This is a genomic window from Streptomyces sp. NPDC005648, from assembly GCF_040605395.1.
In the GTDB taxonomy this organism is placed as follows: domain Bacteria; phylum Actinomycetota; class Actinomycetes; order Streptomycetales; family Streptomycetaceae; genus Streptomyces.
The window spans coordinates 1-25,589 of sequence record NZ_JBEXCS010000065.1 but is presented as its reverse complement, the minus strand read 5'-3'; the positions used below and the strand labels follow the sequence as shown (position 1 = coordinate 25,589).

General features: G+C 67.2%; 24 protein-coding genes. 9 read left to right on the top strand and 15 right to left on the bottom strand.

The window, feature by feature from the left end; genetic code table 11:
* Positions 1 to 107: 107 nt before the first annotated feature.
* The 4 genes from ABZT17_RS30720 to ABZT17_RS30705 all read right to left on the bottom strand — a co-directional run bounded on the left by ABZT17_RS30720 (position 108) and on the right by ABZT17_RS30705 (position 3,004).
* Positions 108 to 431: an alpha/beta hydrolase gene (locus tag ABZT17_RS30720; RefSeq protein ID WP_356353514.1), complete on the bottom strand. Its 324-nt coding sequence runs from the start codon at positions 429 to 431 to the stop codon at positions 108 to 110.
* Between the two features lie 450 nt (positions 432 to 881).
* The gene (locus ABZT17_RS30715; RefSeq protein ID WP_356353512.1) at positions 882 to 1,274 is read right to left on the bottom strand and encodes a hypothetical protein; all 393 of its coding nucleotides are present in this window, start codon (positions 1,272 to 1,274) and stop codon (positions 882 to 884) included.
* Between the two features lie 121 nt (positions 1,275 to 1,395).
* Complete coding sequence (locus ABZT17_RS30710) at positions 1,396 to 2,514, bottom strand: PE-PGRS family protein (protein WP_356353510.1); 1,119 nt, start codon at positions 2,512 to 2,514, stop codon at positions 1,396 to 1,398.
* A gap of 154 nt (positions 2,515 to 2,668) precedes the next feature.
* Complete coding sequence (locus ABZT17_RS30705; RefSeq protein WP_356353508.1) at positions 2,669 to 3,004, bottom strand: hypothetical protein; 336 nt, start codon at positions 3,002 to 3,004, stop codon at positions 2,669 to 2,671.
* 170 nt (positions 3,005 to 3,174) lie between these two features.
* On the opposite strand from ABZT17_RS30705, the gene ABZT17_RS30700 reads away from it, so the two are divergent.
* The 3 genes from ABZT17_RS30700 to ABZT17_RS30690 all read left to right on the top strand — a co-directional run bounded on the left by ABZT17_RS30700 (position 3,175) and on the right by ABZT17_RS30690 (position 4,705).
* Positions 3,175 to 3,711, top strand: coding sequence for a hypothetical protein (locus tag ABZT17_RS30700; RefSeq protein WP_356353506.1), 537 nt, complete (start codon positions 3,175 to 3,177; stop codon positions 3,709 to 3,711).
* A gap of 77 nt (positions 3,712 to 3,788) precedes the next feature.
* Positions 3,789 to 4,370 (top strand): hypothetical protein, encoded by a 582-nt coding sequence (locus ABZT17_RS30695; protein WP_356353505.1) that lies wholly within the window; start codon positions 3,789 to 3,791, stop codon positions 4,368 to 4,370.
* Positions 4,371 to 4,474: 104 nt separating this feature from the next.
* Positions 4,475 to 4,705 (top strand): hypothetical protein, encoded by a 231-nt coding sequence (locus tag ABZT17_RS30690; RefSeq protein WP_356353503.1) that lies wholly within the window; start codon positions 4,475 to 4,477, stop codon positions 4,703 to 4,705.
* Positions 4,706 to 4,906: 201 nt separating this feature from the next.
* Here ABZT17_RS30690 and ABZT17_RS30685 read toward each other — a convergent pair whose 3' ends face one another.
* A complete protein-coding gene (locus ABZT17_RS30685; protein WP_356353501.1) occupies positions 4,907 to 5,542 on the bottom strand; it encodes a hypothetical protein in 636 nt (211 codons plus the stop codon).
* A 199-nt stretch (positions 5,543 to 5,741) separates the two neighbouring features.
* On the opposite strand from ABZT17_RS30685, the gene ABZT17_RS30680 reads away from it, so the two are divergent.
* Genes ABZT17_RS30680 through ABZT17_RS30670 form a run of 3 tightly spaced genes read left to right on the top strand, consistent with a single transcriptional unit; the run spans position 5,742 to position 8,046 of the window.
* On the top strand, positions 5,742 to 6,068 hold the full coding sequence (locus ABZT17_RS30680) for a hypothetical protein (protein WP_356353500.1): 327 nt from the start codon (positions 5,742 to 5,744) through the stop codon (positions 6,066 to 6,068).
* Positions 6,065 to 7,348 (top strand): putative T7SS-secreted protein, encoded by a 1,284-nt coding sequence (locus ABZT17_RS30675; protein ID WP_356353498.1) that lies wholly within the window; start codon positions 6,065 to 6,067, stop codon positions 7,346 to 7,348. Before ABZT17_RS30680 ends, ABZT17_RS30675 begins: the two co-directional genes overlap by 4 nt.
* Complete coding sequence (locus ABZT17_RS30670; protein WP_356353496.1) at positions 7,345 to 8,046, top strand: hypothetical protein; 702 nt, start codon at positions 7,345 to 7,347, stop codon at positions 8,044 to 8,046. The genes ABZT17_RS30675 and ABZT17_RS30670 overlap by 4 nt, the downstream gene beginning before the upstream one ends.
* 90 nt (positions 8,047 to 8,136) lie before the next feature.
* On the opposite strand, the gene ABZT17_RS30665 is transcribed toward ABZT17_RS30670, so the two are convergent.
* The 10 genes from ABZT17_RS30665 to eccB all read right to left on the bottom strand — a co-directional run bounded on the left by ABZT17_RS30665 (position 8,137) and on the right by eccB (position 19,439).
* Positions 8,137 to 8,709, bottom strand: a complete 573-nt coding sequence (locus tag ABZT17_RS30665) for a hypothetical protein (RefSeq protein WP_356353494.1) — start codon at positions 8,707 to 8,709, stop codon at positions 8,137 to 8,139.
* Positions 8,702 to 10,936, bottom strand: a complete 2,235-nt coding sequence (locus ABZT17_RS30660) for a DUF6571 family protein (RefSeq protein WP_356353492.1) — start codon at positions 10,934 to 10,936, stop codon at positions 8,702 to 8,704. The genes ABZT17_RS30665 and ABZT17_RS30660 overlap by 8 nt, the downstream gene beginning before the upstream one ends.
* Before the next feature lie 88 nt (positions 10,937 to 11,024).
* Positions 11,025 to 11,354: a hypothetical protein gene (locus ABZT17_RS30655; RefSeq protein WP_356353491.1), complete on the bottom strand. Its 330-nt coding sequence runs from the start codon at positions 11,352 to 11,354 to the stop codon at positions 11,025 to 11,027.
* A 408-nt stretch (positions 11,355 to 11,762) separates the two neighbouring features.
* Positions 11,763 to 12,989 (bottom strand): S8 family serine peptidase, encoded by a 1,227-nt coding sequence (locus ABZT17_RS30650; protein ID WP_356353557.1) that lies wholly within the window; start codon positions 12,987 to 12,989, stop codon positions 11,763 to 11,765.
* A gap of 208 nt (positions 12,990 to 13,197) precedes the next feature.
* Positions 13,198 to 14,730 (bottom strand): hypothetical protein, encoded by a 1,533-nt coding sequence (locus ABZT17_RS30645; RefSeq protein WP_356353489.1) that lies wholly within the window; start codon positions 14,728 to 14,730, stop codon positions 13,198 to 13,200.
* A gap of 41 nt (positions 14,731 to 14,771) precedes the next feature.
* Entirely contained in the window at positions 14,772 to 15,110 is a 339-nt protein-coding gene (locus ABZT17_RS30640; RefSeq protein WP_356353487.1) for a hypothetical protein, read from the bottom strand.
* Between the two features lie 103 nt (positions 15,111 to 15,213).
* A complete protein-coding gene (mycP, locus tag ABZT17_RS30635) occupies positions 15,214 to 16,371 on the bottom strand; it encodes a type VII secretion-associated serine protease mycosin (protein ID WP_356353485.1) in 1,158 nt (385 codons plus the stop codon).
* Positions 16,372 to 16,865: 494 nt separating this feature from the next.
* The gene (locus tag ABZT17_RS30630; protein WP_356353484.1) at positions 16,866 to 17,150 is read right to left on the bottom strand and encodes a WXG100 family type VII secretion target; all 285 of its coding nucleotides are present in this window, start codon (positions 17,148 to 17,150) and stop codon (positions 16,866 to 16,868) included.
* Positions 17,151 to 17,270: 120 nt separating this feature from the next.
* Positions 17,271 to 17,582, bottom strand: a complete 312-nt coding sequence (locus tag ABZT17_RS30625; protein ID WP_356353483.1) for a WXG100 family type VII secretion target — start codon at positions 17,580 to 17,582, stop codon at positions 17,271 to 17,273.
* 246 nt (positions 17,583 to 17,828) lie between these two features.
* Positions 17,829 to 19,439 carry a type VII secretion protein EccB gene (eccB, locus tag ABZT17_RS30620; RefSeq protein ID WP_356353482.1) on the bottom strand — a complete coding sequence of 537 codons (1,611 nt, stop codon included), beginning with the start codon at positions 19,437 to 19,439 and terminating at the stop codon, positions 17,829 to 17,831.
* 384 nt (positions 19,440 to 19,823) lie between these two features.
* Here eccB and eccE point away from each other — a divergent pair, with 384 nt between their 5' ends.
* From eccE to ABZT17_RS30605, 3 genes are all read left to right on the top strand, one after another.
* Positions 19,824 to 21,158: a type VII secretion protein EccE gene (gene eccE / locus ABZT17_RS30615; RefSeq protein ID WP_356353481.1), complete on the top strand. Its 1,335-nt coding sequence runs from the start codon at positions 19,824 to 19,826 to the stop codon at positions 21,156 to 21,158.
* Positions 21,158 to 22,003 carry a hypothetical protein gene (locus ABZT17_RS30610; RefSeq protein ID WP_356353480.1) on the top strand — a complete coding sequence of 282 codons (846 nt, stop codon included), beginning with the start codon at positions 21,158 to 21,160 and terminating at the stop codon, positions 22,001 to 22,003. The genes eccE and ABZT17_RS30610 overlap by 1 nt, the downstream gene beginning before the upstream one ends.
* Positions 22,004 to 22,301: 298 nt before the next feature.
* Positions 22,302 to 25,538, top strand: coding sequence for an SCO5717 family growth-regulating ATPase (locus tag ABZT17_RS30605; RefSeq protein WP_356353478.1), 3,237 nt, complete (start codon positions 22,302 to 22,304; stop codon positions 25,536 to 25,538).
* Positions 25,539 to 25,589: the final 51 nt, after the last annotated feature.

The window sequence follows — 25,589 nt, the reverse complement described above, 5'->3', positions numbered from 1 at the left end:
TCGTCAGCCGAAGTCGTTCGCGCCGGGTGTGGGGCGGGTGCTGACCGTCTCCTCGTACGTCGGCATGTTGGTGCCCACGCCCGTGCCCGGGCGCAGCGCCGCGGGCATCACACCCGGCGTGGCCTGTGTGGTCGTACCGACGCCTGTCTTCTCGAAGTCCTGGGAGACTCGCTGGTCGTTCCACTCGTGGCCGTCGGCCGAGGACCTGAGGTTGTCGCCGCCGGCCTGGATACGGGCGTGCAGACCGTCTGAGCGCCGTCCTCCGCCCGGCCGGTGCCGGCGACGGAGAGGTTGCCGGCCTCGGTGACGGGGACTTCGGGGGCGTCGTAGCCGAGCCAGTAGACCATGGCGGTGCTCGATGTCGGATCGGCGTCCTGCGCCGACTCCTGCAGCCTGCTGAGACGCCCGAGTTGGCCGCCTGTCGACTCCATGGTGGTGGCGGTGCCGGGACCTGGACGCCGACGTTGTCGGCGGTGTCCGGGTTGCCCATGGCGACGATGGCCCGTCCGTCACCCTTGGAGTCGTAGCCGAGGAGGCACAGCTCCTTGCCCTTGGGCGCGCCGTCCGCCTTCTCCAACTGCTCGTTGAGCACCAGCAGGTTGTTCAGGCGCTTGTTGACGTCGTCGTCGCTGTCGTCCCGGAAGCCCTGGTCCCAGCTGCCCTCCTGGATCAGGTTGAGTTCCTGGCCGAGCGCGGTGCGGTTGGCGTCGTCGCGTGCCTCCGTCGGCAGGCCGTCGGTCGCGCCGATCTCCTTCGGGTACAGCGTGGTGTAGGTCTGCCGCTCCTCGGGGCTCAACGCCTTCCACCACTCGGCGGCGTCCTTCGGTTCCTCGGGGATCTGCGGGGTCGGACGGGGCGGGGCGGGGCGGGGCGGGGCGGGGTCAGCGACGTGCCGCCCGGCCGTCCCGCTCGTTCACCCCGTACACCGGCGCGTCCCGCTCCGCGCGCTCGCGGTCCAGGTCGGCCTGCTGCCGTGCCTCCCACTCCCCGAACCTCGCCCCGGACTGCTGCCGTTCGGCGTAGGACTGGTCGTCGGCCGCCCGGCGCATCTCATGGAGCCGCTGGTAGACGGCCTCGGTGTAACGCGGGTCCCGGAAGGCGTCCTTGACGTCGACGTCCCCGCTCAGCACCGAACGCGCCATGTCGCGCAGGGCCGGATCGAGCGAGGTCGCGCCGGCGATGGTACGCAGGGAGCGGCGCAGCCGGAGCGCCTGTTCGGGGTCCTGGGCGACCCCCATGAGTTCCTCGTCCTGGATCTCCCGGTCGGCGGTCATGGGTGTGTACGTCCTTTCTGGACAAGGGGGTTGGGGGTGTGGGCGCCAGTGGTTGCGGAGGTCGGGGGCGCGGGTGCCAGTGGCTACCGGTGTCGGGGGTGGGCGTCAGTGGCTACGGCTGTCACCCGAACTCACTGCGGGCCCAGTCCTGTGCGCCCCCGCCGCTGTGCGAGGAACCGGAGCGCGAGCCGGAAGTGGCGGCGGGGGTGGGCCTGTTGGCGTGGGGCGCCTGTGTGGTCGTACCGTCGGCGGACTCCTCGCCCTGGCTCCGACCGCTGTGCCCGGACACCGCGTCCACACCCTGCTGTACGCGATCACCCGCCGCCCCGGTGACCTTCTCGGTCGCGGCGTCGACGGCTCCGTCGACATGCCCCTGTACGTCGGCGTAGCCGGCGAGGGTCGAGCCCTCACCGCCCTTGACCTCGTTCTTGAGGTCGTCGACGTACTCGCCGGCCGCCCCCTTGGCGACGCCCGCAGTCTCACCGAGGTCGATGCCTGAACGCTCGTCGAAGTAGGTCTCGATGCCCTGCTGGCCGATGTTCTGGGCCATGCCGATCGCGGCGTCCTTGGCCTTGTCCTTGGCCGCGTCGACGACCTTCTCCTGGACGAACTGCTTGGCCTCTTCCTTGATCTTGTCCTTGGCGAACTGCTTGACCTTCTCCTTGGTGACCTTCTCCAGCTGCTCCTTGGCGATCTTCTTCAGGGCGTCCATGGTGGCGTGCTCCATGGCCTTGGTGACCGCCTGCATGACCTCCTGCTTCAGCTTGTTCAGGATCTCGCGGACGATCACCCGCGTGGCCTGGGTCGCGCCGAGCGCGCCGACCTCGGAGAGTCCGAAGGTGAAGGGGGCGGAGGCCTGAGCCGCGATGATCTCCACTGCCAGGGCGATGAGTTGGGCGATCACGGCCAGCTTCGCCATGAGGACCGCGATCGCCGCGGCGTCGAAGGCGAGGGCGATCACCTCGCAGGCGGTCCTGGCGTCGGGGAGGTATCTGTCCTCGCCGTTCGAGCCGGTGTAGGCGCCCCAGGCCTTGCTGAAGCCGTCGACGGCCGTGCCGACATTGCTCGCGACGACGGTACGGGCGTACCCCTCACCGGTCGTCTCGATCTGCTCGAGCTGATTGCCGAACGTCCGCCAGGTCTCGGCGACCTGGTGCAGCGCGTCCTCGTCGGCCTCGGGCCAGGAGTAGCCGAGAAGGTCGAGCACCCAGACGAGTTCGTCGGGCAGTGTGAGCGCCATGCGAATAGCCCCGTTACGTGCGTGGAGTTCTCTGGAAGTTACTGCCGGAGGTTACTGACTCGGAAATATTGACCCCGGGAAGTTACTGGGCCACTGAAATCACTGGCGTCACTGGGGTCAGTGGAGTCAGTGGAGTCACTAGACTTTGACGGTCTCAGACTTTTCCGACCTCGCTGATGATTCCGTTCAGCAGGCCACTGTTCGACGCGTCCGAGTCGTCGTAGTCACGGGCCATGTCTTCCAGGTTGTGACCGATCTGGGAGAGTCGCTTCGCGAGACTGTCCATCGAGGTGAAGATCCCGTCGCGAATCGGCGTGTAGACCTGCCCGAAGACCTCGCCGAAATCCGCTTCGGACCAGGGTTCACCCAGCCCGTCCAGATCATCCTGAAGCTTCTTGGAGGCTTTGGTGAAATCACTTCCCAACTCGGCGAAGTTCTGTCCCTGTTTCTTCAGTACCGACGTGTCGACGTCAAAGGTGCCGAACTCCACTGCTCCCCCGGACTCCGTTTGCTGCAGTTCATATTGGACGACAGGCCGATACCTTAGACTCCTCGCGCACGGCTCAGCCAGCCCGACAGTCAAGAGATCGTCAAGTTTCCCGGGGGGACGTCAACATGGTTACCACACGGTCGAGTTACGGCAGCACAGGGACCTTGTGGATGGGGAGGCTGCTCGGCCTGGGACTGATCGTTCTGGCTGCCGTCGTCGCCGCGGTGACCGTTCCGGAGCTCCGCGGCGAACTGGCCGGCGACGGCACGGACGGAACCCTCACCGTTTCTTCATGCGAAGCGCACACCAAAACTCACTACGGCACGCACAGGCGAACGACGGAACTCAAGTTCGGCTGTTCGGGAACCTGGACGGCACAACAGGGCGGGGCCACCTACCAAGACGTGACGGTGGAGACGTCGTCGCGTCTCGAAAACGGGGCGAAAATCGGTGTCGTACAGGCAGACGGCACTTTTGAACTCCCCGAGGACCGGGCCCCCGAAAAAGACATCGCGATCCTGGCCTTCTGCCTCTCCCTCGTCGCTTTCGGCGTCTTCTGCCTCCTGACGGGCTTCGGCACCCGCAACGGCCCCGGCCTGGCGCCCTCCTGGCAAGGCCTGCCCGCACAGAAGGTACTGGGCCCGACGCTGGCCGGCGCATTCGCGATCGGCGCGCTGACAGCACTGGTATGCGCACTGCTGGCATAAAGCCCTCTCTGCTCCTCCCCTCCCATATTCCGCCGCCTCCCACCGTCCCCCGATCTCTCATTCCCGAGGAACCCTCCATGACCCAAGTACACGGGAACGCCACGCCGAGCGCCGCCGCCCAGGGCGACCGAACCGGCCTCGGCCGCCTCATCGGCGCGGGCCTGATCCTCGTGGGCGTGGTCCTGCTCGCCCTGGGCGCCTGGCTCGGCCCGGTCCGCTACGCGGCGTCGACACCGGGCAAGTTGACGGTCGACAACTGCACCGTCGAGTACAAGTACCGCAGCTCGTCGAGCAGTTCACGGAAGAAGACCAAGACGCGGTGGTGCTACGGCACCTTCACGGCCGACAACGGCTCGGCCAAGGACCTCAACGCGGAGCTCAAGAGCGACGCCCTCTACCAGAGGGGCCACGTCATCAACGCCCGCAAGTCCGGCGACACCGACTACCAACTGGACAAGGGCTGGCTCTACGCCATCGCAGTCGGCTCCGCCTGGACCTTCGGCGCACTGATCGCCCTCTCCGCGGGCATCTTCACAGCGGTGACAGGCTTCCCGTACGGACGGTCGGAGAGCCGGGGGTTGTTCAAGGGGTGCTTGGCGGCGGCGGGGTTGGGGGCGATCGGGCTGGTGGTGAGCTTGCTGGTGGCGTTCTTCGCGTGAGGCGGGTGCTGTCATCTCTGCTTGCCGGGTGACACCCACGCCCCAGCACCCTCGGCCGTGCTCTCGGCAAGGATGTCGACGACCGGGCGAGCGCCTGGGTAAGAGTGAAGCCGGGCAGCAAGGTCTCCGAGGCCGGTTACTCGTACGTGCGGGTCGGATTCGGCGAGGTCGTCCGGTTGCTCGCGCTGTTCTTCTTCGGCCTGCTCGTACTGGCCTTCGGCAGGGCCTTCGCCGCCACCGGCATTTTCCCGTGGAGCGGAAGGCAAGCCGTCCGGATCACCCGCGCGGTGCTGTCCTTCCGCCTGCTGGATGTCGGAAGCAGAACGCCCATCTGACCTACCGCCAAGGGGAACGGTCAACTCGGGCACCTCACCGCGTTCACCGGAAAGGGTGTCCGCCTCGGCTGCAGCATGCGCAAGGTGACCTCATCCTCTGATAACCGTCTCTCGATGCCTTCGCCCCTTGTCCTGACGGAGAGTTCAGGGTTGCGTCACGTTGACGGACCGTCTCCGGCCCAACGTCGCGTCGGACAGCCCCTACCTCGCTCCCGCCCTCCGCGACAATTCCATCAGTTCGCCGCCGCCCGGGACGGTCAAGACCGCAAATCCCCGCGCGCCGATGCCCCCCGGCTGCCACTGCTCACCGGCATACCAGGCGCCGTGCTCCAGCCCTTCGGGCCATCGGTATCGCCGCAGCGGATCACGCGCGGACATGACACCGCTCTGCTCTTCGCCTTCGCGATACCGCACCTGGACGGGAACCCCAACCCCGTCCCTGACTCCCAGAAGCCGGTGCGCCTCAGGCACGAACTGCCACGGATATTCCTCAAGCACACGCCGGATGCGCTTCAGGCACGCCTTCCTGTCGCGATGCAGGTAGAAAATTGCCAGATAGATGAACGACGCCACGACAATCAGCCCGGCAGCCCTCTGCTCCTCGACTTTACTCGCAGCGTTGGGGAAGTACACCACGTATGCCACCCAGGAGAGGACATACAAGGAATGCCAGATCCTGATACGCCGCTTCGCCTTGCGCCACGCTTTCTCCCACACAGCCCGCGTTTCAATGTGATCGAAGGCACATTTAGAAAAAGGGACAGTGAGTTTTTCATGCGCCTGACCGAGCTGCGCACCCCGCACTTCGGGGGGAACACTCGCGCTACCCTCGTTCACAAATTCTCCCCACATGCGGATCCGGAAACTCTCCAGCCCTGACCCCCGCCCCGCAGGCTTGCGAGAGCTCGGCACCAGAGCGCAATCGACACACGACTCTACTCGCATATAAACTGCCGCCTCGCCAGGTGGCACTGGGCAACTCATGCGTGCCCACTTTGCTCCGATTTTACCTTGTTTCACGGCTATGGGGGTGTTTGTGGGCGATCATTTCAAGGTCGACCTGGACCAACTGGATAGGTTTGTCAAGACGCTGGAGCAGGCGGTGAAAGACCTGGACGAAGCACGCACGGCACTCTCACATATCCGTGCTGCCGAGATCGGGACACCTCGCCTGGATGAAGCGTGTGACACCTTTCAGGCCAAGTGGAAATACGGCTCCGACCAGCTGAGTGAAATGATCGGTGAAATCTCCGAAGGCGTGAAATCCAACAAACTGAGCTACCAGGAATTCGAGGACAACCTCGACAAGGCCTTGGAGCAGATGGCGGAATCATCCACTTCAGGCGGTGGGAAGGTTCGATGAGTGCGAACCCCTATCCGAACCTCGGTTGGAACCCAGTGCCAGGCGTGCCCGGGGAAGTTGCCGAGTTGCAGCGGAAGGTGAAGGCTGCGGCCACGGCGCTGAACAGCTCGTACCGCCAGATCGACAAGTTGCTCGGCGAAAGCTCCCACTGGGAGGGAGACGCGGCGGATGCCTTCCGGGACGCACTGGACGGTGAGCTGCCGAAGTACATGAAGAATGCGGCCCATTCGATGGACAAGGCCGCGGCATGGCTCGAAGTCTGGAACGGCGACCTCTCTTCCCACCGCGACCTGGCGAAGAAATACGACGAGGACGCCGGGGAGAAGAAGGCCGATGCGGAGAAGGCGAAGTTGCGGTACGACGACGCCGCCCAGCACCCCGATCTTCAACTGGCGGGCAAGGAATTCGCCAGCCAGGACGAAGCCGATGCGGCCACGGCACGCCTGCGCGCTGCCGAACACTCCTTGAACGAAGCCTCCACCCATCTGAACAAGGCCAACGAGGCGTACGCAGACGTCATCACCAAGGCCCAGGCGCTGGAGACCGAGCACACGGACCGTGCCCGTACCATCGCCGGCAAGCTCGACGAGGCCGATGACAAACTCGCCCCCAAGGAACCGGGATGGTTCAGCAAGACCCTCGACGGCATTGGGGACGCGCTCAAGAACGTCGGTGAGTTCCTGCTGGACCATGCGGGGACCATCGGGGCCATCGCCGGCCTTCTGGCTCTCTTTCCCACCCCGCTGGCCCCTGCCTTTGCCGCTGTCGCAATCGTTGCCAGTGCCGCGTCGATGGGCAAGAACCTGTCGAGCGAGGACTTCAGGGATTCCCTGATGGGCAAGTACGGGTGGAGGGAAGGCCTCACCGCCTGGGGCTCCGCTGTCGGTGACACACTAGGAATGGTGCCCGGCGTCGGCATACTGGCCAGGGCGGGAAGTGAAGTGGGCTTGGCGGCCGGCGTTGCCAGGGAGAGCGGCGAGGCGATGTCGCTGGGCGCCAAAGCCAGCTCTTTCGGCGGCGAAGTGAAGGCCGTCAACTGGGACAGAGCGGTTGACCTCGCCACCAGCCCCACCAAAATGCGCGACTGGGCTCTCAATGGCGTCAATGCGACCGCCAACACCGTCTCTTCGGCGGAAACCCTTGGACTCCTCCCTGAGGACGGCGTCGGACACGACTCCACCGAGGCCACCAAGGCAGGCGTGGCACTTTCCGGCGCGAAGGACACACTCAGTGTATTCGGCTCTGACATCGCTGAACTCGCGAGGGGGATCCGACTGTGAGCATCAATTCCGCAGTCGTCAGTGCCGAGTTGCACCCTGTGTTCTGGTACGGACTCCCCCATGGGTATCTGGAACTGGATCTCAATCCCTCGCCGGCAGGACTGGAAGACCTGGCGCTGCAGATCAGATCCCTGCCCGAGGAGATCCGAGGCCGGGCCGACCAGGTGTTCCGACTCTACGCCTCAGTCGTGCTCATGTTGCAGAGTCAGCCCGTGGCGACGTGCGCGCTCGGCATGCACCCTGACGAGCATGGAAACCCTTCATTGTCGGTTGTGACCATCTCAGCCGTTCCGTCTGCGGGAGCAAGCCCCAAACTCGTACTGGCCGAAATGCTGACCGCCGGAGGCGCCGTAGGTACAGACCCAGGTATTCGACCCGTCGAACTCCCTGTAGGTACCGGTTTCTTGTTCGAGCGGGTGCGCAAGACTGTGGCGCCAGGGTCTCCTCCCGAGGGAGCGGAAGAACCGTTGCTCGGTACTGTCTGGCAGGGGACTGTGGCAGTACCGGACCCTCGCACTTCGTCGATCATCACCGTCCAGTTGGTGACGGCGGCGGTCGACCTTGCAAACGACTACCGAGGGGTACTCCTCGGCATGGCACGTACCCTGACGTTCACCGCCCCGGCGGACCTGATGCCGACTTCGGGCCGGTCGCGAGCCGGCTCGGCCGAGCTGGCGATGCGCAACGACTTCGGCTAGAGACAGGACCGCCTCATGAGCACCACCCGCAAACGCGACGCCGGACTTTCATTGTCGAAACCAAGTAGCCGAACGCTGCTTCAGCAAGATTCAGCAGCCGTTGGCCCTCGCCACTGTTGGGACGATTTCCTTCACCAGCTCCGTGAGGGCGTTTCGTTCCTTGGACAGGTCCTTGGGGTAAAAGACCAGCACCTCAACGGAAAAGCTGGTGCGGGGTAGCCCACCTGTGTCGGAGGCGTAGCCAGGGCACGGTGCCACTGCCACAGCACCACGGGAGTACACGGCAGCATCACCGGAGGCATCGACGGTGACCATCTTGTCCCCGTTACCGTATTGGACGGCCCGCTTCTCCGCGATCTGGCGGGCAGTTGCCGCGTCCTCGTGGAAGAAGTTGCTTACGAGCAGCGTCTTGGCGTTGTCGACTGCGTAGTCGCATCCGGATGCATATTTGCCGTTGGTTAGGGATTCACCAGTTTTCGACAGCCTCTTACCGGGCGGGAAGAAAGGCTCCACAGCTCTCTTCTTGACGTGTGCTCCGCACAGGATCTCAGGCAACGTGTACGCCACTTCGGGTTTCTTCTCGCCAGAGCAGGCCGTGAGCAGGAGCACGGCGAGAGAGAGCGCCGCACAGCTTATGTGTCGGCCGGGACGGTGGTCAGCCATGGTATTGGTCTCCCCACTCGGCACCAGTGGTGTGGCTCTGGTCTACCTCTCGGCTTACGGCGTCCTGCAAGGCCTCACTCCCTCCAGAACGGGCGATGTCTGCGCGTACGGACTCGCGCAAGGCCGACTCGCCATTGGTGTAGTCGCGCCCCGCCTCGCTTTGGGCCTCGTTGGTGGTGTCCCGATACAGGCTGTTCGCCACGCTTTCCTGCACATCTTCGATTGCCCAGCCGACAGCCTCACCGGCCACCGGAATTTTCCCAGTCGCAAGCCCAAGTCCGCGACCAACCCATTTGTTCGCGGTGTCGACGCCTTCGTTGTAATCGGCGTCGTCGTGCGCATGGGTGTCATGAACGGCGTGAGCACGGGCCGCGCTCATGATGCCCGCTACTTCGGCTCCGGGGTGAGCGGCCGAAGAAACACGCTGGGCTACGGACACTTCACGGTCTCCCGGGCCATTGATCTGTGCGTCGATGAGGGCAGATGTATAAGCCTGCTGAGAGCCGGTGAGTGCGGCGTAGGCATCGGGGTCCTGGCTGACCTGATAGAGGAACTCCTTGGATGCCTCCGCGTCCAAACCCGCGCTCGCGCCTTGCACAGGAAGGCTGTCCTGGCCGCTGATCGAGCGCTGAATGTCGCCCATGTAGTCAGCGCCGATATTGCCGAGGCTGTCACTCGCAGCTCGATACGTCCCCTCTTTGCCGTCGAGGAGCTCTCCAGCATCTGGACCGCTGAATTTGTTGATCACCTGGGCGGCCAGATCAGCCTGGTCCTGCGTGTGGGCAAGTGGGCCCGCAGAAGGGTCGGTGCCGGCTGGGCGGCCGGTTGTTGCTGCTTCAAGAGCATGGCCAAGCGAGTCGGGCAAGTAGCTCACCGACTTCTCCACGGCATCTGCGTCGTGACCGGTGATGTCCGGGAAGCTGGCGTAGTTCTTGTCTGTCAGGTAGTCCAGGTAGTTGGTGGTTCCGCCGATTTCGGGGATTTCGCCCTTGTGGGTGCCGTCCTCGGCGTAGGCCTCCATCGGTGGTGTGAAGTAGTCGATGGCGGCCTGTGGGCTGTGTCCCAGGGCTTCCAGGACGCTGTTCATGGGGTCGTAGCCGGCGCCGTTCTTGCCTGAGGGGTTGAAGCCGTAGTTGGGGTCGCCGAAGTCGCCCTTGGTGCCCGCGAAGAAGTACGGGTCCTTGTCGTGGAGTTGGGTGACGTGCTCCGCGATAGGGGTGAGGAAGGTGGAGTCGTAGTTGCCGTAGCGGAGGATGCCGCCGAGGAGTTGGTAGCCGTACGGGCCCTCGTTCGTGCTGTCGTCGTACAGCTGGATGTGCTGGGTGCCGAGTTTGCGTAGGTCCGCGGTCCACTGTTCGGACAGGTGAGGTCTGTTGTCCGGGTCGGTGGCGGTGGCGAGGGTGTTGCCCATGGTGCGTTGCATCTGCTGGAGCAGGGATTTTCGTTCGTCCTCGGCGTCGCTGGTCTGCAGGGCGAGCTGGCCGTAGAGCTTGAGGCTGCCCTCCTGGCCGAGCTGCTGGTAGAAGTCGGTGGCGAAGACCGGGTCGTTCTGGTTGGTCCTCATCAAGTGGTTGAGCTCCTTGAGCTCGGCGTCCGTGAGCTTGTCGCCCTTCCTCATCAGCTCGGCCGCGTGGGTGGCGTCGGCCTCGTCGAGGGATGTGACGACCTTGGAGTTGAAGTCGGTCTTGTTCCCACCGAGGTCGCGACGCAGGGCCCAGCAGGCGGTGTCGTCCGCGTCGGCTGCGCGCTGGAGGACGCCTTCGATACGGCGGGCGAAGGCGTCGCAGGCTGCGTGCTGCTGGCGGATGGTGTCCTGAGCGTCGGGGTCGTGGTGACGCGAGGGGTCCTGGGAGAGGTCATTTACCGGAGTGACGACGCCGGTGGGGCTGACCTGGAGGTCCTGTTTCTTGGCCTCGACGTCGGCGAGGTGATGGAGGTCGTCCTTCGCCTTCTTCAGTTCGGTGTGCAGTGTCGTGAGGACGCCGGCGATGCCCTGCGCCTCCCTGGGGGCGTCCGCGAACTCCTGCTCTGCGGCACGCACATCGCTGTCGGCTTTGGCCGCCGTCAACACCGGCTGGGTCCAGCCGGCCTGCCGGAAGGGCCGGACCACCTGATCGCCGTACGCGGTGTGCAGGCCCTTGAACTTGGTGGCGGTCTCCTCCCAACGCTCAGCGGCCGCTTTGAGGTTGCTGAGATTGAGGTGGTACAGCTGCTCGTACGTCGGCATGAGCTCGGCGCGTCTCCGTGGAGTCGGGTGTCTTCGCAGGCTGGGGCTGCGGGTGGATTACGGCAGTGGTGGTGGCGGTGAGCCTTGTTCAGCCGAAGTCGCTTGCCAGAGAGTTCATGGTCTGGGTGTTCACGGCCTCGGTACGCTGGTACAGCAGTCCTGTGTTGCCGCACTGGGTGGCGAGGCTTTCGCACCTTGCCGCGAGAGCGGAGACCTGGGACGACCAGGTTTCCGCCACACTGGAAAGTGCCGTGTCCAGCCCGCCGTCCCAGTTTCCTGCGCCGAAGTCCCGGGATGCCGTACGTGTTTCGTCCGTGGGGTGGGCACCGGCGGTTCGCGTCTGCCCCGCGATCTCGCGCGCGCCGGAGCCCGCACGATTCAGTGCTCCCGGATCCTCGATCCCCGTCCCGACTGACACGCTGTGTCCCCCATGTCGTTCACGTTCCGCATGGAGCGGAAGGTGCTCGCTCTTGATGTGAGCACGTCGATAAAGGGAAAGTATAGCGCGGCTTTGCAGATCGAAAAGTCGCCAACTACCCGGTATATGGCTGCCGTTGGGGGCAACCTCTTGGCTTCACTGTCCGTACGGCGGATTGAGGGCCGAGGTGGGGTGCGGGGGTTGGGCCTCGGAGGGCGTTGGTGGCAAGGCCCGCTGTTGGGCACACCGTTCACAAATGCCTCGTACGGGTGCTTGGCGTCACGGCCGTCGGTTGACGTTTGCTGGAGGGGATGTCGGCAGGCTTACGGCGTCAGGCTGGCAAAGGTCTCTTCAGAGAGCAGCAAGACGGCCCCGCCAATGCTGACGGGGCCGTCTTGGCCGCAGGTTCTACTGTCCCTGATAAGGGGGCTGCTGCGCGTAGGGGTTGGGCTGCTGCGGAGCCTGGCCCGGTGGGGTGGGATAGCCCTGGTTGGGAGGGGTGTTGGGGTACGGCTGCTGGTAGCCCATCGGGGGCTGGGGCGGGTAGCCCGTGCCGTGCGGGGGCGTACCGCCGCCGGGGCCGTTGCCGCCGTTGCCTCGGTTTCGGCGGCTGCGGATCACGGCGAAGAGGATGGCGATGATGATTACTGCGCCTGCGACGCCGGCGATCAGGAGGCCGCTGGAGGACGACTTGCTCTTCTTCTTCGCCGCCTGGCTTGAGCTCTCGTTGCCGGAGGCCGAGCCGGACTGGGCGGAGGTGGACGGTGACGCCTGGGCGAGGGGGCCCTCCTTGGGGCCCTTGGGGATGTCCATCGTCAACGCCGAGCCCGGGCGGGCGATGCCGTAGCCGAGTTCCTTGTCCGGGGCGGTCTTGCCTGTGTTGTTCAGGAAGGAGGCCGACTTGATCAGGCGGTTGATGATTTGGCCTGCGGTTAGGTCGGGGTACTTGGAGCGGAGTAGGGCGACGATGGCTGAGACGTAGGCGGCGGAGCCGGAGGTTCCGCTTGCCACCGAGTAACCGCTTTTTGTAGTCGGGTCCGCCTGGGCGAGATCCACTCCAGGCGCTGCGACGGTTACATCGCCAGTGTTTGAGTCAGACCAGAATTTCAGACTTTGATCGACGCCAGAGACAGCGACTACACCTGGAAGGGCAGCTGGATACGATACGGTGCCTGAATCATTGCCCGTAGCCGCGACCACCACGGCATCGTGTTCTTGGGCATACTCAATTGCCTTGGCCACTCTCGAACCAGGATATGAATTTTCATCACCAAGCGAGAGGTTGATTACAGAAGCACCCTGATCGACGGCATAGCGAATTCCAGAGGCTACCTCTGCAGTAACGGGCTTGTTTCCCCCCAACTCCACCCGGACCGGAAGGATCTTGGCCTTCGGCGCGAGGCCCATCACTCCTGAAGAAGCATTTACCCCATGTCCATGGGCAGCGATGAGGCTGGCCATGGCGGTGCCATGTCCTTCGGTGTCTTTATGAGGATCACCACCACCGCTGAAGTCCTTGCCTTCAAGAACCTGTCCCGTGAGATCCGGGTGGTTGGCATCGACGCCTGAGTCAACGACAGCAACCGTGACACCAGCACCTTGGGAGGTATTCCAGACCTTCCCTGCACCGTACACAGTCAGCGGCCACTGAGCGTCACGAACTTGGTCAGCCGACGCGATAGGTGCTGATGTGAGGAGCAAGGCCCCCGTCAATGCCACGACGCCTGTCGTGGGCCAGACTCGCTTGAAACCCAACTCCCTGCTCCTCACTCAGCTGCGACTGGCTACGCCAGCTCTTATGACATAGACAGACGAATACGTTCCGTCTGTCCAGCTCGTCTGCTTACTCGATAGTCCGCGGTACGTTGCGGTTACGGTCCTCTTCCGAAATCCACGTCTCTTCGTCCTCGACCAAGTAGTCGGGACGGTCGCCCCGGTTGTTCTCGTCTCCAGACCGCTTTCCCTTGCCAGTCGCGCCAGCTGCACCAGCCATACCACCGCGCTGCGATCCGCCCCGGCTGCCGTGCAAGCCTGCACCACCACCGGCACCCTTGCCACCGACACCCTTGGCGGCGCCTACGACGCCGCCGCGGGCCCTCGCGAGAGCTCCACGACCGCCAGCGCCGGCACCGCCACGGCCAGCTGCGCCGAGTCCGCCCATGCCACCCGTACCGGCTCGGCCTGCAGCGCCCCGAGCAGCCGCTGCTCCACCGCCGGCAAGGCCGCCTCGACCGCCCACGGCTCCGATTCCTCCGGCAGAACCAGCCGCGAGACCAGCTGCTCCGCCAGGAGATCCGATACTCGGACTCGCCGCCCCACCAGTGCCGAAGCTGCCACCGCCGACGCTGGATCCGCCAACTCCTGTACTGGGGCCAGTTCCGTTCAAGCCCGGAGCAATACTGTCCACATTCGTCCTGGCCGTAGGTAGCTGTGTGCCCCCTGTGATGCCAGGTTCACGCGGCATAGAAGGTGTCGTGGGCGTGGTCGGCGTCGGCTTGATGCTTGCAGTCGCCCCAGCGCTCCACGGCTTGGCCGTGCCGTTTACGCTGCTTGGGCGGGAGGTGCCAGCAGAGGGCACAGGGATCGGAGTGGGCATGGGCGTCTGGGGATTCGGTGGCGAGAAGGGATCCTTCGGTTTCTCTTCAAGATACGTATTCTTCGCGTAAGCCTTGTAGTTCACCGCCAACTGCTCCATGATCGCCACCCCCTTCAGCTGCTCTTCCTTTCCCTTTGACAAGGAGTCGGCGTTCGCCTGGCGGGCGGCATCGGTACTCACGCCCTTGTTAATGTCTGCCAACAATTGCGCATCGCTGCGGTTGTCGTCCGTCAGCTTGTCCCAGGCCCTATCCCAGCCGGAAGGCTCCTTGACGTCTCGCATTTTGGTGATGGAGTTCCGCAGGTCGTTCTGCACGGCGTGCATGGTTTCCGCATACTGATTGGCGTATGCGGCTCCGACCTGGATGTTCCCAATGATCTCGTTGGCCTTCTTACGAAAGGCCTCCGCCGCGTCGCCCTCCCAGTGCTCAAGGACATTCTCGACGGCGCTCTGCATCATCCCCGCGACGCTGTCCTTCGACGAAACCGTGTCCACACCGCCCGTCTTGCCGTCGCCATCGCCGCCGGACAAGATGTTGTGTACGGACTTCCAGTGCTGGCTGACTTCGTAGATGCGGTTGGGGTCCGCGTCCAGGATCATGGAGTGCAGCTTGGGAATACCCATCTGCATGAAGTGCGTGTCGATCTGGGAGCGGTCAGGCCCTCCCATACCGCCATCGGGGAGTGACTCAAGCTTCTGGTCGTGCTTGTCCTTGATCCGCTCCTTCTCTGCTTCCTGCATAGCCTTGATCTGCTCAGGGCTGTAGTACTCGCCATACATCTTCGAACATCCCCTCCGTCAGTAACCGGTCGCTGAACCGCTCAGTAGGCCGACGCGCCCTTTGGAGTCGCGCTCACTCCCTGGGCGTTCGCGTGCTCCTGGTTGCTGTACTTGTCCCTGACCTTCGAGGTGCTCGTACCGAAGTCATCGATCAGCTTGTGCAGGTCAGTGATCATTTTCTCGATCCTGGCCTTCTGCTTCTGGTGGGCCTCGTGAAGCGTGTTGGACTCCAGGAACTCCGCGCTGCCGAAGGCCTTGCTCGGAATATCCGTCTCGTACTTGGCCTTCGTATTGGCCGTATCCATGTCCGAGAGAAGCCCATTGAGCTTCCGGATGACCTCATCCAGCGCGCTCAGATCAACCCGCATCCCGTTGCTCATACCCCGTTGTCCTCTCCCCTGTTCCAAAACTTTTCTGCGCTGTCAGCCGCCACCGCCGCAGCCATCGGCATCGTCATCGTCATCGGCACCGGTTTCGGCATCGTCATCGCTCTGCCCGCCCCGTCCGGCCGGACTGCGCGGTTCGCCCAGCAGCAAGGGCGACCCGGCGGCTTCGCCAATCCCGTACGGCCACCCCGCTCCCCGCGATCACGAGGACCAGCGCCAACGCCGTGCCCAGGACATAGATGGCGACCCGGCGGTCCTTCTCCGCCTCCGTCTCCCCCATAGTCACCGCCATGGGCACGACATTGCCAGACCCCGTCTTCGTCACCGGATCGGGTGACGGGGTCGAGGCCGGTGTCGAGTCATCCGTCAGGGCGGCTACCGGGTCGATGACTCCCCAGCCGATGAACGGGTTGGGGCCGCGGCTCGGGCGCTGGGCCGTTTCCTCGATGCGGGTGGCGATCTGGGCCGCCTTCCACGTGGGGTGCTTCTCCTTCAGCAGGGCGGCCACCCCCGCCACGTACGGCGCCGCGAAGCTCGTTCCGTCCGCCGTGCACTGGCCCTTCTTCGGGACCGTCGAGACCATGTCGACGCCCGGAGCCGCCACGTCCACGAAGTCGCCGGACTGGGAGAAGTAGGCGCGTTCGTCGTTGCGGTCGGAGGCGGCCACCGCCAGGACGCCCGGGTAGGAGGCGGGGTACGTCTTGTCGGTGTTGCCGTCCGCTCCGTCGTTGCCGGCGGCCGCGATGATCAGCGCGCCCGAGTTCACCGCCGCGGCAACGGCGTTGCGGAGCGTGTCGTTGTCTTCCTTGTCCGACGTGTCCGACGAGATGTTGATGATCTTCGCGCCCTGGGCCACCGCGTACGAGATGGCCTCGGACATCGTCTTCGAGTTGCCCTGCTTGTTCTCCCCGCCCGTGTAGCGGAGAGAGAGGATCTTGGCGTCCGGAGCGATGCCCTCGAAGCCCGTGCCCGTCAGGGGGCGCGCCGCGATGATGCCCGCCACCCGGGTGCCGTGCCCCTCGACGTCCTTGTTCGCGGCACCGTCGACATATGACTTGCCGCTCCCCGCCATCGCCCCGCTCAGCTGCGGGTTGGAGCTGTCCACGCCCGTGTCGATGACCGCGACCGTGACGCCCTTCCCCGTCGCCTGGGCCCACAACTGGTCCAGGAGCACGCGCTGCAGCGACCACGGCGTCGACTTGATGACGTTCCCGCCGAAGACGCATTCCGAGCTGTCCGCCAGGCCGAAGTCCACGGGGGGACGGTCTCCCGAGTGTGTTCCCGTGCCCGCACCCGAGCCCGCACCCGAATCCGGCACTGCCACCGCCACCGGCGCCGACACCACGCACAACCCGGTTACCGCGAGCACGCCGACAACCCGCTGCAGTGCGCGGGTCCCACCGGTACGTGTCTCACCGCTTCCACGGCTCTTGCGGCTACGCGAACGGGCTTCTGCGCCCTTCACGTCCAGGCCCCTCATGTTCAGGCCCCCCGGGCTTCCTTGAAGTTGATGACGAAGACATGCCTCTGCCGACGAGACGACAGCGAACGGACGACGAGCGAACGGACAACCAGCGACTGGCGACCAGCGACGAGTCCGCGAACGTGAAGATTTGCCGAATTTGCTGTGTACGACCCCGAAGCAGAGCTCGGCCCAGCCGACACCGTGGCGTCGGCTGGGCCGATTCTCTTCATCTCAGGTCCCTCAGGTTCCTCGGGTCCCTCAGGTCCTTCGGCCCGCCGACGGGCTCAGCCCCAGGTCGCGGCGTTGCTCTTCTCCGTGGCCTGGTAGCTCTCGGCCGCGCTCTGCAGCGCCGTCGAGATCTTCAGCAGGGTGTTGTGCAGGTCCTGCGCGGTCTGGTCCCACTCGCGCTGCTTGCGCTGGTAACCCTCCTGCGCCTCGCCTTCCCAGGTGGCGGCGACGCGCTTGACCGCGGCCTCGAGGTCGTCGAGCTGCTGCTTGATGCGGCCGGCCGTGGACTTCACGTCCGTGGACGCGTTGGTGATGGTTGCGTAATTGACGAGGATCGACATCGTCGTTCCCTTTCAGGAAGTTCGGGGAGATTCAGGAAAGACCGTGGGAGGTCAGGGAGACAGCAAGTCGGCAAGTCGGCAAGTCGGCAAGTTGACGACGTGCTCGCGGAGCGCGGAGGCTCAGCCGAAGTCCGACATGATCTTGCTGATCTGGGAGTTCTGCTCCTCTTCCGACGCGGTGTAGTTGCTCCGCGTGGAGTCCACGGCTTCCTTGATGTCGTTGAGGATGTCGCTCATCTTCTTCGCGTCCGCGTTCCACCGCTCCTGCAGCTGGTGGTACGACGTGGCCGCCTGGCCCTTCCAGCCGCCGGCGATCTGCTCGATGACGCCGTTCAGACGGCGGATCTCGCTCTGGAGCTGGCCGTTGGCGGTGTTGATGTCGCCGGAGAGCTTGGTGAGTTCGTCCTCGGTTACCCGGAACTGGCCGGCCATGTTGACCTTCCCCCATGTCGTCGTTGAATCACATCCCGGGAAACCTTGCCTGGTGCCCGGAGAAGCTTCGCACCGTTGAGCGCTGCAAACACTCTATCGTCAGCCTGTCACTCATCCACAGACAGGACCAATCAGTTACACGGCTCACACACTTGAGCTGTCCCACTGTGACCCGTGCAGCGCGGTACACCTCAAGTGTCCTTACCCACAAGCCCGTTGAACGTCACCGACTCCGCACCCGGAACGTCACTGACTCTGTTCCTGGCTGGCGCTGCGCGTGTCCAGAGTGGGGCCCTTCGGGATGAATGTCGCCCATGTCTGCGGCACGATCGCCGGTGTCGACACGTCCTCGTATCCCAGTCGCGTACGCGCCTTGTCCGTCTCCGACGCCGACGAACCGGACGGGTCCGACGACCCCGACGAACCCGACGAAGAGGATGAAGAGGACGAAGACTCCGAACTACCCTTCGCCGTACTGTCGTTGTTCGACGGGAGGGAATAGCGCAACCCCGTGTCCGTCAGCAGGTACCACGCTCCGCCGCCGCTCGCCGAACCCGTGACCTCCTGGAACAACAGCCCGGAACCGGACGACACATACGCGCTCAACGAGTCAGCGATGACCTTCTTCGGGTACGCCGTTCCCGCCCATGTCGCCAGCTGCGGCTTCTTGTCCGCGCCGATCGTGCCCTTGTAGACGCTGCAGGACGTGGTGCGGGCCGCTTCCACCCCCGACGCCGGCGGGTTCGCCTGCTTGGGGACGACCTCCGGCCAGCCCTTGTCGCCGTAGAACTTGTCCGCCGTACCGCCGTTGGCCTGGATGATGACGTTCGGGGCGACCTTGACGGCGCCGCTTCCCCGCGCGTCGGGCGACTGCTCCAGGAGGGCGGCCACGAAGGGTGAGATCGAGGCGACCTTGTCCTGGAGGACGACGTAGAACTGGCGGCCCTGCGCGTCCGACGACTCCAGCACCTGGCCCACCGTGCCCGCCTCCGCGGGCAGGCCCTTGACCGAGGTCGGGGAGCCCGCGCCGGTGACGTCAGGGAAGGTGATGGCCTGGCCGGGGTTGAGGGTGGCGAGCCACTCCTGGCTCACCGGCTGCGCCTCGGCCTGCTGGCCGATGACCGCCGAACGCAGCTGTGTCATGGTCGTGTTGCCGAGCCCGGGCGCGCCCAGCGGGAAGCGGGTCCCCTGGCCGTCGACCAGGTACTCCGCGCCCGTCTTGGTGTCCTTGACATAGAGCGCCTCGCGGGGGTCGACGGCACCGGCGCCGTTCAGCGACTTCGCGTCCGTGGCGTCCATGACGAACACCGCGCGGTCGATGTTGCCGTCCGGGTTGTTGCCCGAGCCCGGCGCCGGACGCTCGCACACCGCCCAGGTCTTCGTCTTCTCCGCGTCGCCCGCGGAGGGCAGCCGGTCGGGGGCGTAGGGGATGCCGAGGGTCGCGCCGTGGGCGATGCCGCTCTTGTCGATCTCCTTGCCGGAGACCTCCAGGACGCTGCCCTTGCCCTTGTCCAACAGCAGTTTGGCGGAGGCGTAGTTGAGGACGGGGTGCAGCGTCGGGACCTTCTTGCCGCTCGACGTCGTGTCGTTGAGGACGACGTAGCGCGTCGTGGAGTCGCTGTCGACGATGATGTATTCGCCCGGGGTGTCCCAGCCCTGCGGGGCCGAGGGCTTGATCACGCCCCACGCGATGAAGCCCACCACCAGAACGACGCCCAGCGCCAGGCTGGGTGTCACCGTCTTGATCGGGCGCGGTGCGCCCTCCTCCGAACCGCCGGGCGACGGCGCCAGGAAGGCGGCGACGGTGCGCTTGCGAGCGAAGTTGTAGGCGGCGAGCTCGTCCTGACGCTTTGCCATGATCCCCGTGATCCCCGTTTCTCCGTCTTATGTCTGCCTCTTCGGCCTTACGTCGGCTTCTTCGGCCTTACGTCGGCTTCTTCGGCCTTACGTCGGCTTCTTCGGCCTTACGTCGGCTTCTTCGGCCGCTTCGTTTCGGCTTCCTCGGCCACGCAGGCCCCTACTATGCCCTGCGTCCCGGGGGCCCCGGGACGCAGGTCGGCGGCCGACCCCGCATCTTCACAGAGCTTCACCGCAGCGCTCCACCACGCGGGGCCGGTCCGTGACAGGGTGGTCACCTGGGGTTTCGGTGTCCCGTGTGTCGCGTGACGTTCCGCAACGGGTACCGTGAGCCGCCCACAGCGATGTCGTGGGCCTGAATTCGCGAAAGGGATGTCCCGGGGGATGAGCAGCGCTACGAGTACTCGGCGCGGACGCCGCGCACCGCAGCAACAGGGAGGTCCGAACGGCAGCGGCGGAGGTACGGCGTCGCCGCCCGCGTCGACCGCTCCCGTGGCCGCCTCTCCGCGCACCCTGCCCAGGCCCGGCGGTCTGGGTCCGGTACGGCTGCAGCAGCTCATCCTGGTCGAGATGGCCGCGGCGGTCATGGTGGCCGCCTGGGCCGCCGATGTGTCCTGGCTGCTCGTTCCGGCCGGTGCGGTGGCGGTGTTGCTGCTGCTCCTGGCCGTACTGCGGCGCGGTCGGCGGCCGTTGCCGGAGTGGTGGGAGACCACCCGTGCCCTGCGCCGGCGACGGCGTGACGCCAAACTGCCCGTGCCGCCCGGGACGGAGCCGATGCTGGCCCCGGTCGTGGAGTGCGACCCGGCCCTGCGGACGTACGCCTTCGTCTCCCGTGACAACCGCCAGATCGGGATGATCGGCGACGGGACCTTCCTCACCGCCGTGCTCTTCGTGCAGCCGGCGGACGAGCCGCTGCGCCCCGCGGCCGCCCATCGGCAGCTGCCCCTCAAGCTGATCCAGGACGCCCTGGAGGTCGACGGCATCCGGCTCGCCTCGGTGCAGGTCGTGCAGCACACCCAGCCGGCGCCCGCACCCCACCTGCCCGCGCAGTCGCTGGCCGCGCGGTCCTACGGCCCCCTGCAGGCGCAGGTCGGTTCGCCCGCGCTGCGGCTCACCTGGGTCGCGCTCAAGCTCGACCCGGAGCTGTGCCCGGAGGCGGTCAAGGCGCGCGGGGACGGCGTTGCCGGTACCCAGAAGGCGCTGCTGCGCGTCGCCGACCAGCTGTCGAGCCGGCTCGCCGGCGCCGGGTTCAAGGCGACCATCCTGGACGAGACCGAGCTGACTCAGGCGCTGGCCACCTCCAGCTGTCTCAACCCGCGCGCCAACCAGCAGCGCACCGCGCAGGACGGGCGGACCCAGCGCCGTACGGTCGAGTCGGTGAGGAGCTGGCGGGTCGACGACCGGTACCACACGACGTACTGGGTGTCCCGCTGGCCGCAGTTGGGCCACGGCGGGGTCGCCCTGCCCGAGCTGGTCACGCGGTTCACCTCGCTGCCGGTGCTGGCGACGACGTTCAGCATGACCCTGAGCAAGGCCGGCAACCGGGGTGTCTCACTCACCGGGCATGTCCGTGTGACCGCCCGCGGCGACGACGAACTCGGCCAGGTGGGGCGGGAGTTGGAGCGGACCGCGAGTGCCGCGAAGGTCGGTCTCGTGCGGCTCGACCGGGAGCAGGTCCCCGGAGCCCTCGCCACCCTGCCGCTCGGAGGTACCTACTGATGTCCCACCCCGCACAGACCATGCCCCCGGGACAGCAGGGCCGCACCCCCGGCCGTACGACGCCCGCGCACGTGGCCTCCCCGACCGACACCGGCATGATCCCGATCATCGGCCGGCCGGAGCCGGCGCAGCAGCAACGGCGCATCTTCAGCCCGGGGTTCGGGCTGCGCGGCCCGCGCCGCAACCGTCATGTCGTCACCGCCGAGGAACTCGCGGCGATCAGCATGCCCATCGGTGACGACGGTGTGCTCATCGGCGCCGACGCGGAGGGACAGCCGGCCGTGCTCGGACTGTCCCGGCCGACCTCCTTCGACGTCGTGCTCGTGGGCGGTCTCTGGCTCGCCCAGGTGCTCGCGCTGCGCGCCGCGGCGACGGGTGCGCGCGTGGGCGTGGAGACCGGACGGCCGCAGGCCTGGCAGCAGTTGGCGCAGGCGGCGGGCGGCGGCCAGCAGTGCGTCACCGTCTATCCGGTGGGCCGGGTGCCCGCGCAGGGGCCGTCGGTGTCGAGCCCGGTCGTGCTGATCCGGGACTGCGGTATCCGTCCGCCGCGCGGGCGTGTGACGTCCGTGCCGTGGCAGGCGGTGGTGACGGTGCTGCCGTTCGTCAGCGAGCACGCGCCGCGCTGGCTGTCGCAGGCTCATCTGGTCGGCATCCAGCGCATCTCGCCGTTCGAGACCGAGGTCGTACGGGATGTTCTGGGCATTCCGGAGGAGCAGCTCCAGCATCTGCCGACGCTGCACGACGGCGTCGCCATGTGGTGCACCCGCAAGCACCAGAAGTTCGTCATGACCGAACCCACCGACGCGGAGACGGGGCTGCTCGGTGTGGCCCGCCGGATGGACTGAGGTGCCGTCGGCCGCGGGCGGGATCGCGACGGGACGTCAAGTGCCGCCCGCCCGTGGGAGGTTCAGCCCCCGCGCACGGAGCTTTGTCCTCCGGACCCTGGGAGCCTTGTCCCCGAAGAACCCCGAAGACCCCGAAGGGCTTTGTTCCCACGGCCATGGGGGCTTTCCCGTCCCGCCATGCGAGTGATTAGGCTTCTGGTGGTGCGGTGACGGTCGCAGTCGCGTGGGACTCGCCACTCGGTCCGCCCGACAGCGACGACGACCAGCTCAGCAGCAGTGGCTGACCAGGAGGCAAGCAGTGAACAGGGATCGGTCCGAGTACAACGGCGGGAGCCCTTCCTCGGACGGGGACGATCACGAGGTGGATCTCACCGGCGAGTTCGAAATCGTCTACACGCCTCCCGCCTGGTACGCACAGAGCACGGGTGCCGCCGGGGGCGCGGCCCAGGACACCCCCTCGCCCCCACCCCCGACCGGCCCGCCCGTCGGCTCGCCGACAGGACCACCGGGCACGGCACCGCAGCCCCCGACCGCGCCCCAGCCGCCCGCACCGGCCCAGGGCGCGACTCCGGGTGCGCCGGGTGGCTATGGATATCCGCAGGCCCAGCAGCCCGGCCCGGCCACGCCCCCCGCGCCGCCCGGCGCGTACGGCTACCCGCAGCAGCCGGGCCAGGACACCTCCGGCGGCTTCGGCACGCCCCACCCCGGCCAGGACACCTCCGGCGGCTTCGCCCCCCAGGTGCAGCCCCCGGCCCCGCCCGCCCCACCGCAGCAGCAGCAGCAGCAGCACACTCCCACCCAGCCGCCCGCCGTCGCCCCGCAGCAGGTCCCTGCCCAGCCGCCCGCCGCCCCGCAGCAGCCGGCACCCGCCCAGGCCTCCGCCGCGCCCGGCTTCCCCGTACTGCGCCCGGTCGACGAGGACACCCTCGGCGGCTCGTCCGCTACGACGACACCGGCCGCCGGCGTTCCCTCCGCGACCGCCACCCCGGCCGCCGGCACCCCCGCAGCCGCTCCCGAGGCGTCGGAGGAGCCGGAGTTCGACTACGCGGCCGCCGACGCCGAGGCCGCGCGCCTCTTCGGCGGGGACGACGACGAGCCGGAGGAGACGTCCGCCGACGGCACGGCCGTGTCGATCGCGGCCACCGACGGCGAGGAGCCCATCCACACCGGCCCCGACACCGGGTCCATCCCACAGCCGGACACCGAGTCCGGTCCGGCGACCGCGGCTCCGGCGGCGGGAGCAGCGGCCGCTGCTGCCGAGTCGGCCGGCTCCCCGACCCCGGAAGCCCCCGCGCACCCGGCCGCACCCCAGGGCCAGACCGTGCCCGGCCAGACGCCGGACCAGGGCCAGACCCCTGGCGCTCAGGCCCCCGACGTTCAGACCCCGGACGCGCAGAGCTCGGACCAAGGCCGGCATCCGCAGGCCTCCCCGCAGCCTGGGCAGCCTCCCGTGCCGCCCCAGACCGCCCCCGGACTCCCCCCGCTGCCGCAGGGCTTCGTCCCCCTGGACCCCGCGCAGCAGCCGGGCCAACCCGACCCACAGGCGGGCGCCTACGGCTACCCGCAGCAAGCCTCGCAGGCAGGCCGGCCCCAGCCGGACCAGCCCCAGCCGCCGTACCCCGGCCAGCCGGCCCCGCAGGGCGGATACGGCGACCCTCAGTCCCCCGCCTCAGCGGCCCAGCCCCAGCCGGGCCAACCCCCGGTGACGCCCGGCCAGCCGGCCCCGCACCCCGGTGCCTACGGCTACCCGCAGACCCCGCAGACCCCGCAGGCAACACAGACGCAGCCGGGACAGCCGCCGGTGCAGCCCGGCCCGCCCCAGCCGCCCGCCGGATACGGCTACCCCCAGCCCCCGGCCCCGCCCGGTCAACCCGGCCAACAGCCCCCCGCACAGGGCGGTTTCGGCCCGGCGGCCGTTCAGCCCGGTCAGCCGGCGCAGAGCGCACAGCCCACCGCCCCGGTCGACCCCCGCCAGGCGGCCCCCCAGCCCCCGCCCCCGCACCCGCAGCAGGGCGGTTACGGCTACCCGCAACAGGCCCCCCAGGCGGGCCAGCCGCAGCCGGGACAGCCGCCGGTGCAGCCAGGCCCGCCCCAGCCGCCCGCCGGATACGGCTACCCCCAGCCCCCGGCCCCACCGCAGCCCGGCTACGGCTACCCGCCCCAGGCAGGTCAGCCGCAACCCCCCGCCGGTTACGGCTACCCGCAGCCGGACCAGGTCCAGCAGCCCGGCCCACCCGCGCCGCCGCCTCCGGCTCAACCTCAGGCCCCGCAGGCCCCACAGGCGCCCACGCCCTACGGCAACCCGCCCGTCCAGGGCAACCAGGGCTGGACCGCCCCGCCCGGTCCCCAGGCCGGCCCCGGTGCTCCGCCGCAGCAGCAGGCCGCGCCCGGCACCCCGCTCGGCTACAACGCGGCCGTGGAGCTGTCCTCCGACCGTCTGCTGCGCAACCAGCCGAAGGCCCGCAAGAACAACCAGGGCCCGTCGCGGTTCAAGCTAGGCGCGAAGAAGGAAGAGGCCGAGCGGCAGCGGAAGTTGGGGCTGATCCGTACCCCGGTGATGTCCTGCTACCGGATCGCGGTGATCAGCCTCAAGGGCGGTGTCGGCAAGACCACGACGACCATGTCGCTGGGCGCCACCCTCGCCACCGAGCGGCAGGACAAGATCCTGGCGATCGACGCCAACCCGGACGCCGGCACGCTGGGCCGGCGGGTGCGGCGCGAGACGGGCGCGACCATCCGTGACCTGGTCCAGGAGATCCCGCGGCTGAACAGCTACATGGACATCCGCCGCTTCACCTCGCAGGCGCCCTCGGGTCTCGAGATCATCGCCAACGACGTGGACCCGGCGGTCTCCACCACCTTCAACGACCAGGACTACCGCAGCGCGCTCGAGGTCCTCGGCCGGCAGTACCCGATCATCCTCACCGACTCGGGCACCGGTCTGCTCTACAGCGCGATGCGCGGAGTCCTCGACCTCGCCGACCAGTTGATCATCATCTCCACGCCCTCGGTGGACGGCGCGAGCAGCGCCTCGACCACGCTCGACTGGCTGTCGGCGAACGGCTTCGCCGACCTCGTCCAGCGCTCGGTCACGGTGATCTCGGGGGTCCGCGAGACCGGCAAGATGATCAAGGTGGAGGATATCGTCGCGCACTTCGAGACGCGCTGCCGCGCGGTCGTGGTGGTGCCCTTCGACGAGCACCTCGCGGCCGGCGCCGAGGTGGATCTCGACATGATGCGCCCCAAGACCCGAGACGCCTACTTCGACCTCGCGGCCATCATCGCCGAGGACATCGCCCGCACTCAGCAGGGCTTCGGCAACCCGCACATGCAGTACCAGCAGCAGCCGCAGGGCTATCCGCAGCAGCAGCCCCAGCAGCAGCCTTACCCCCAGCAGGGCGGTTCCCCGCAGCCGGGCCAGGGCTGGGGTCAGCAGCCCGCGCCCGGTCAGGGCTGGCAGCAGCCGCCGGCGCCCCCGCAGGACCCGCAGCAGCCGCCGCCCGGCGCGGTGCCGCCGGGCTGGACGCAGCAGTAGGCCGGCAGGAGTCGGAGAACGGCGAGGGGGCCGGTGCCGCGCGGCACCGGC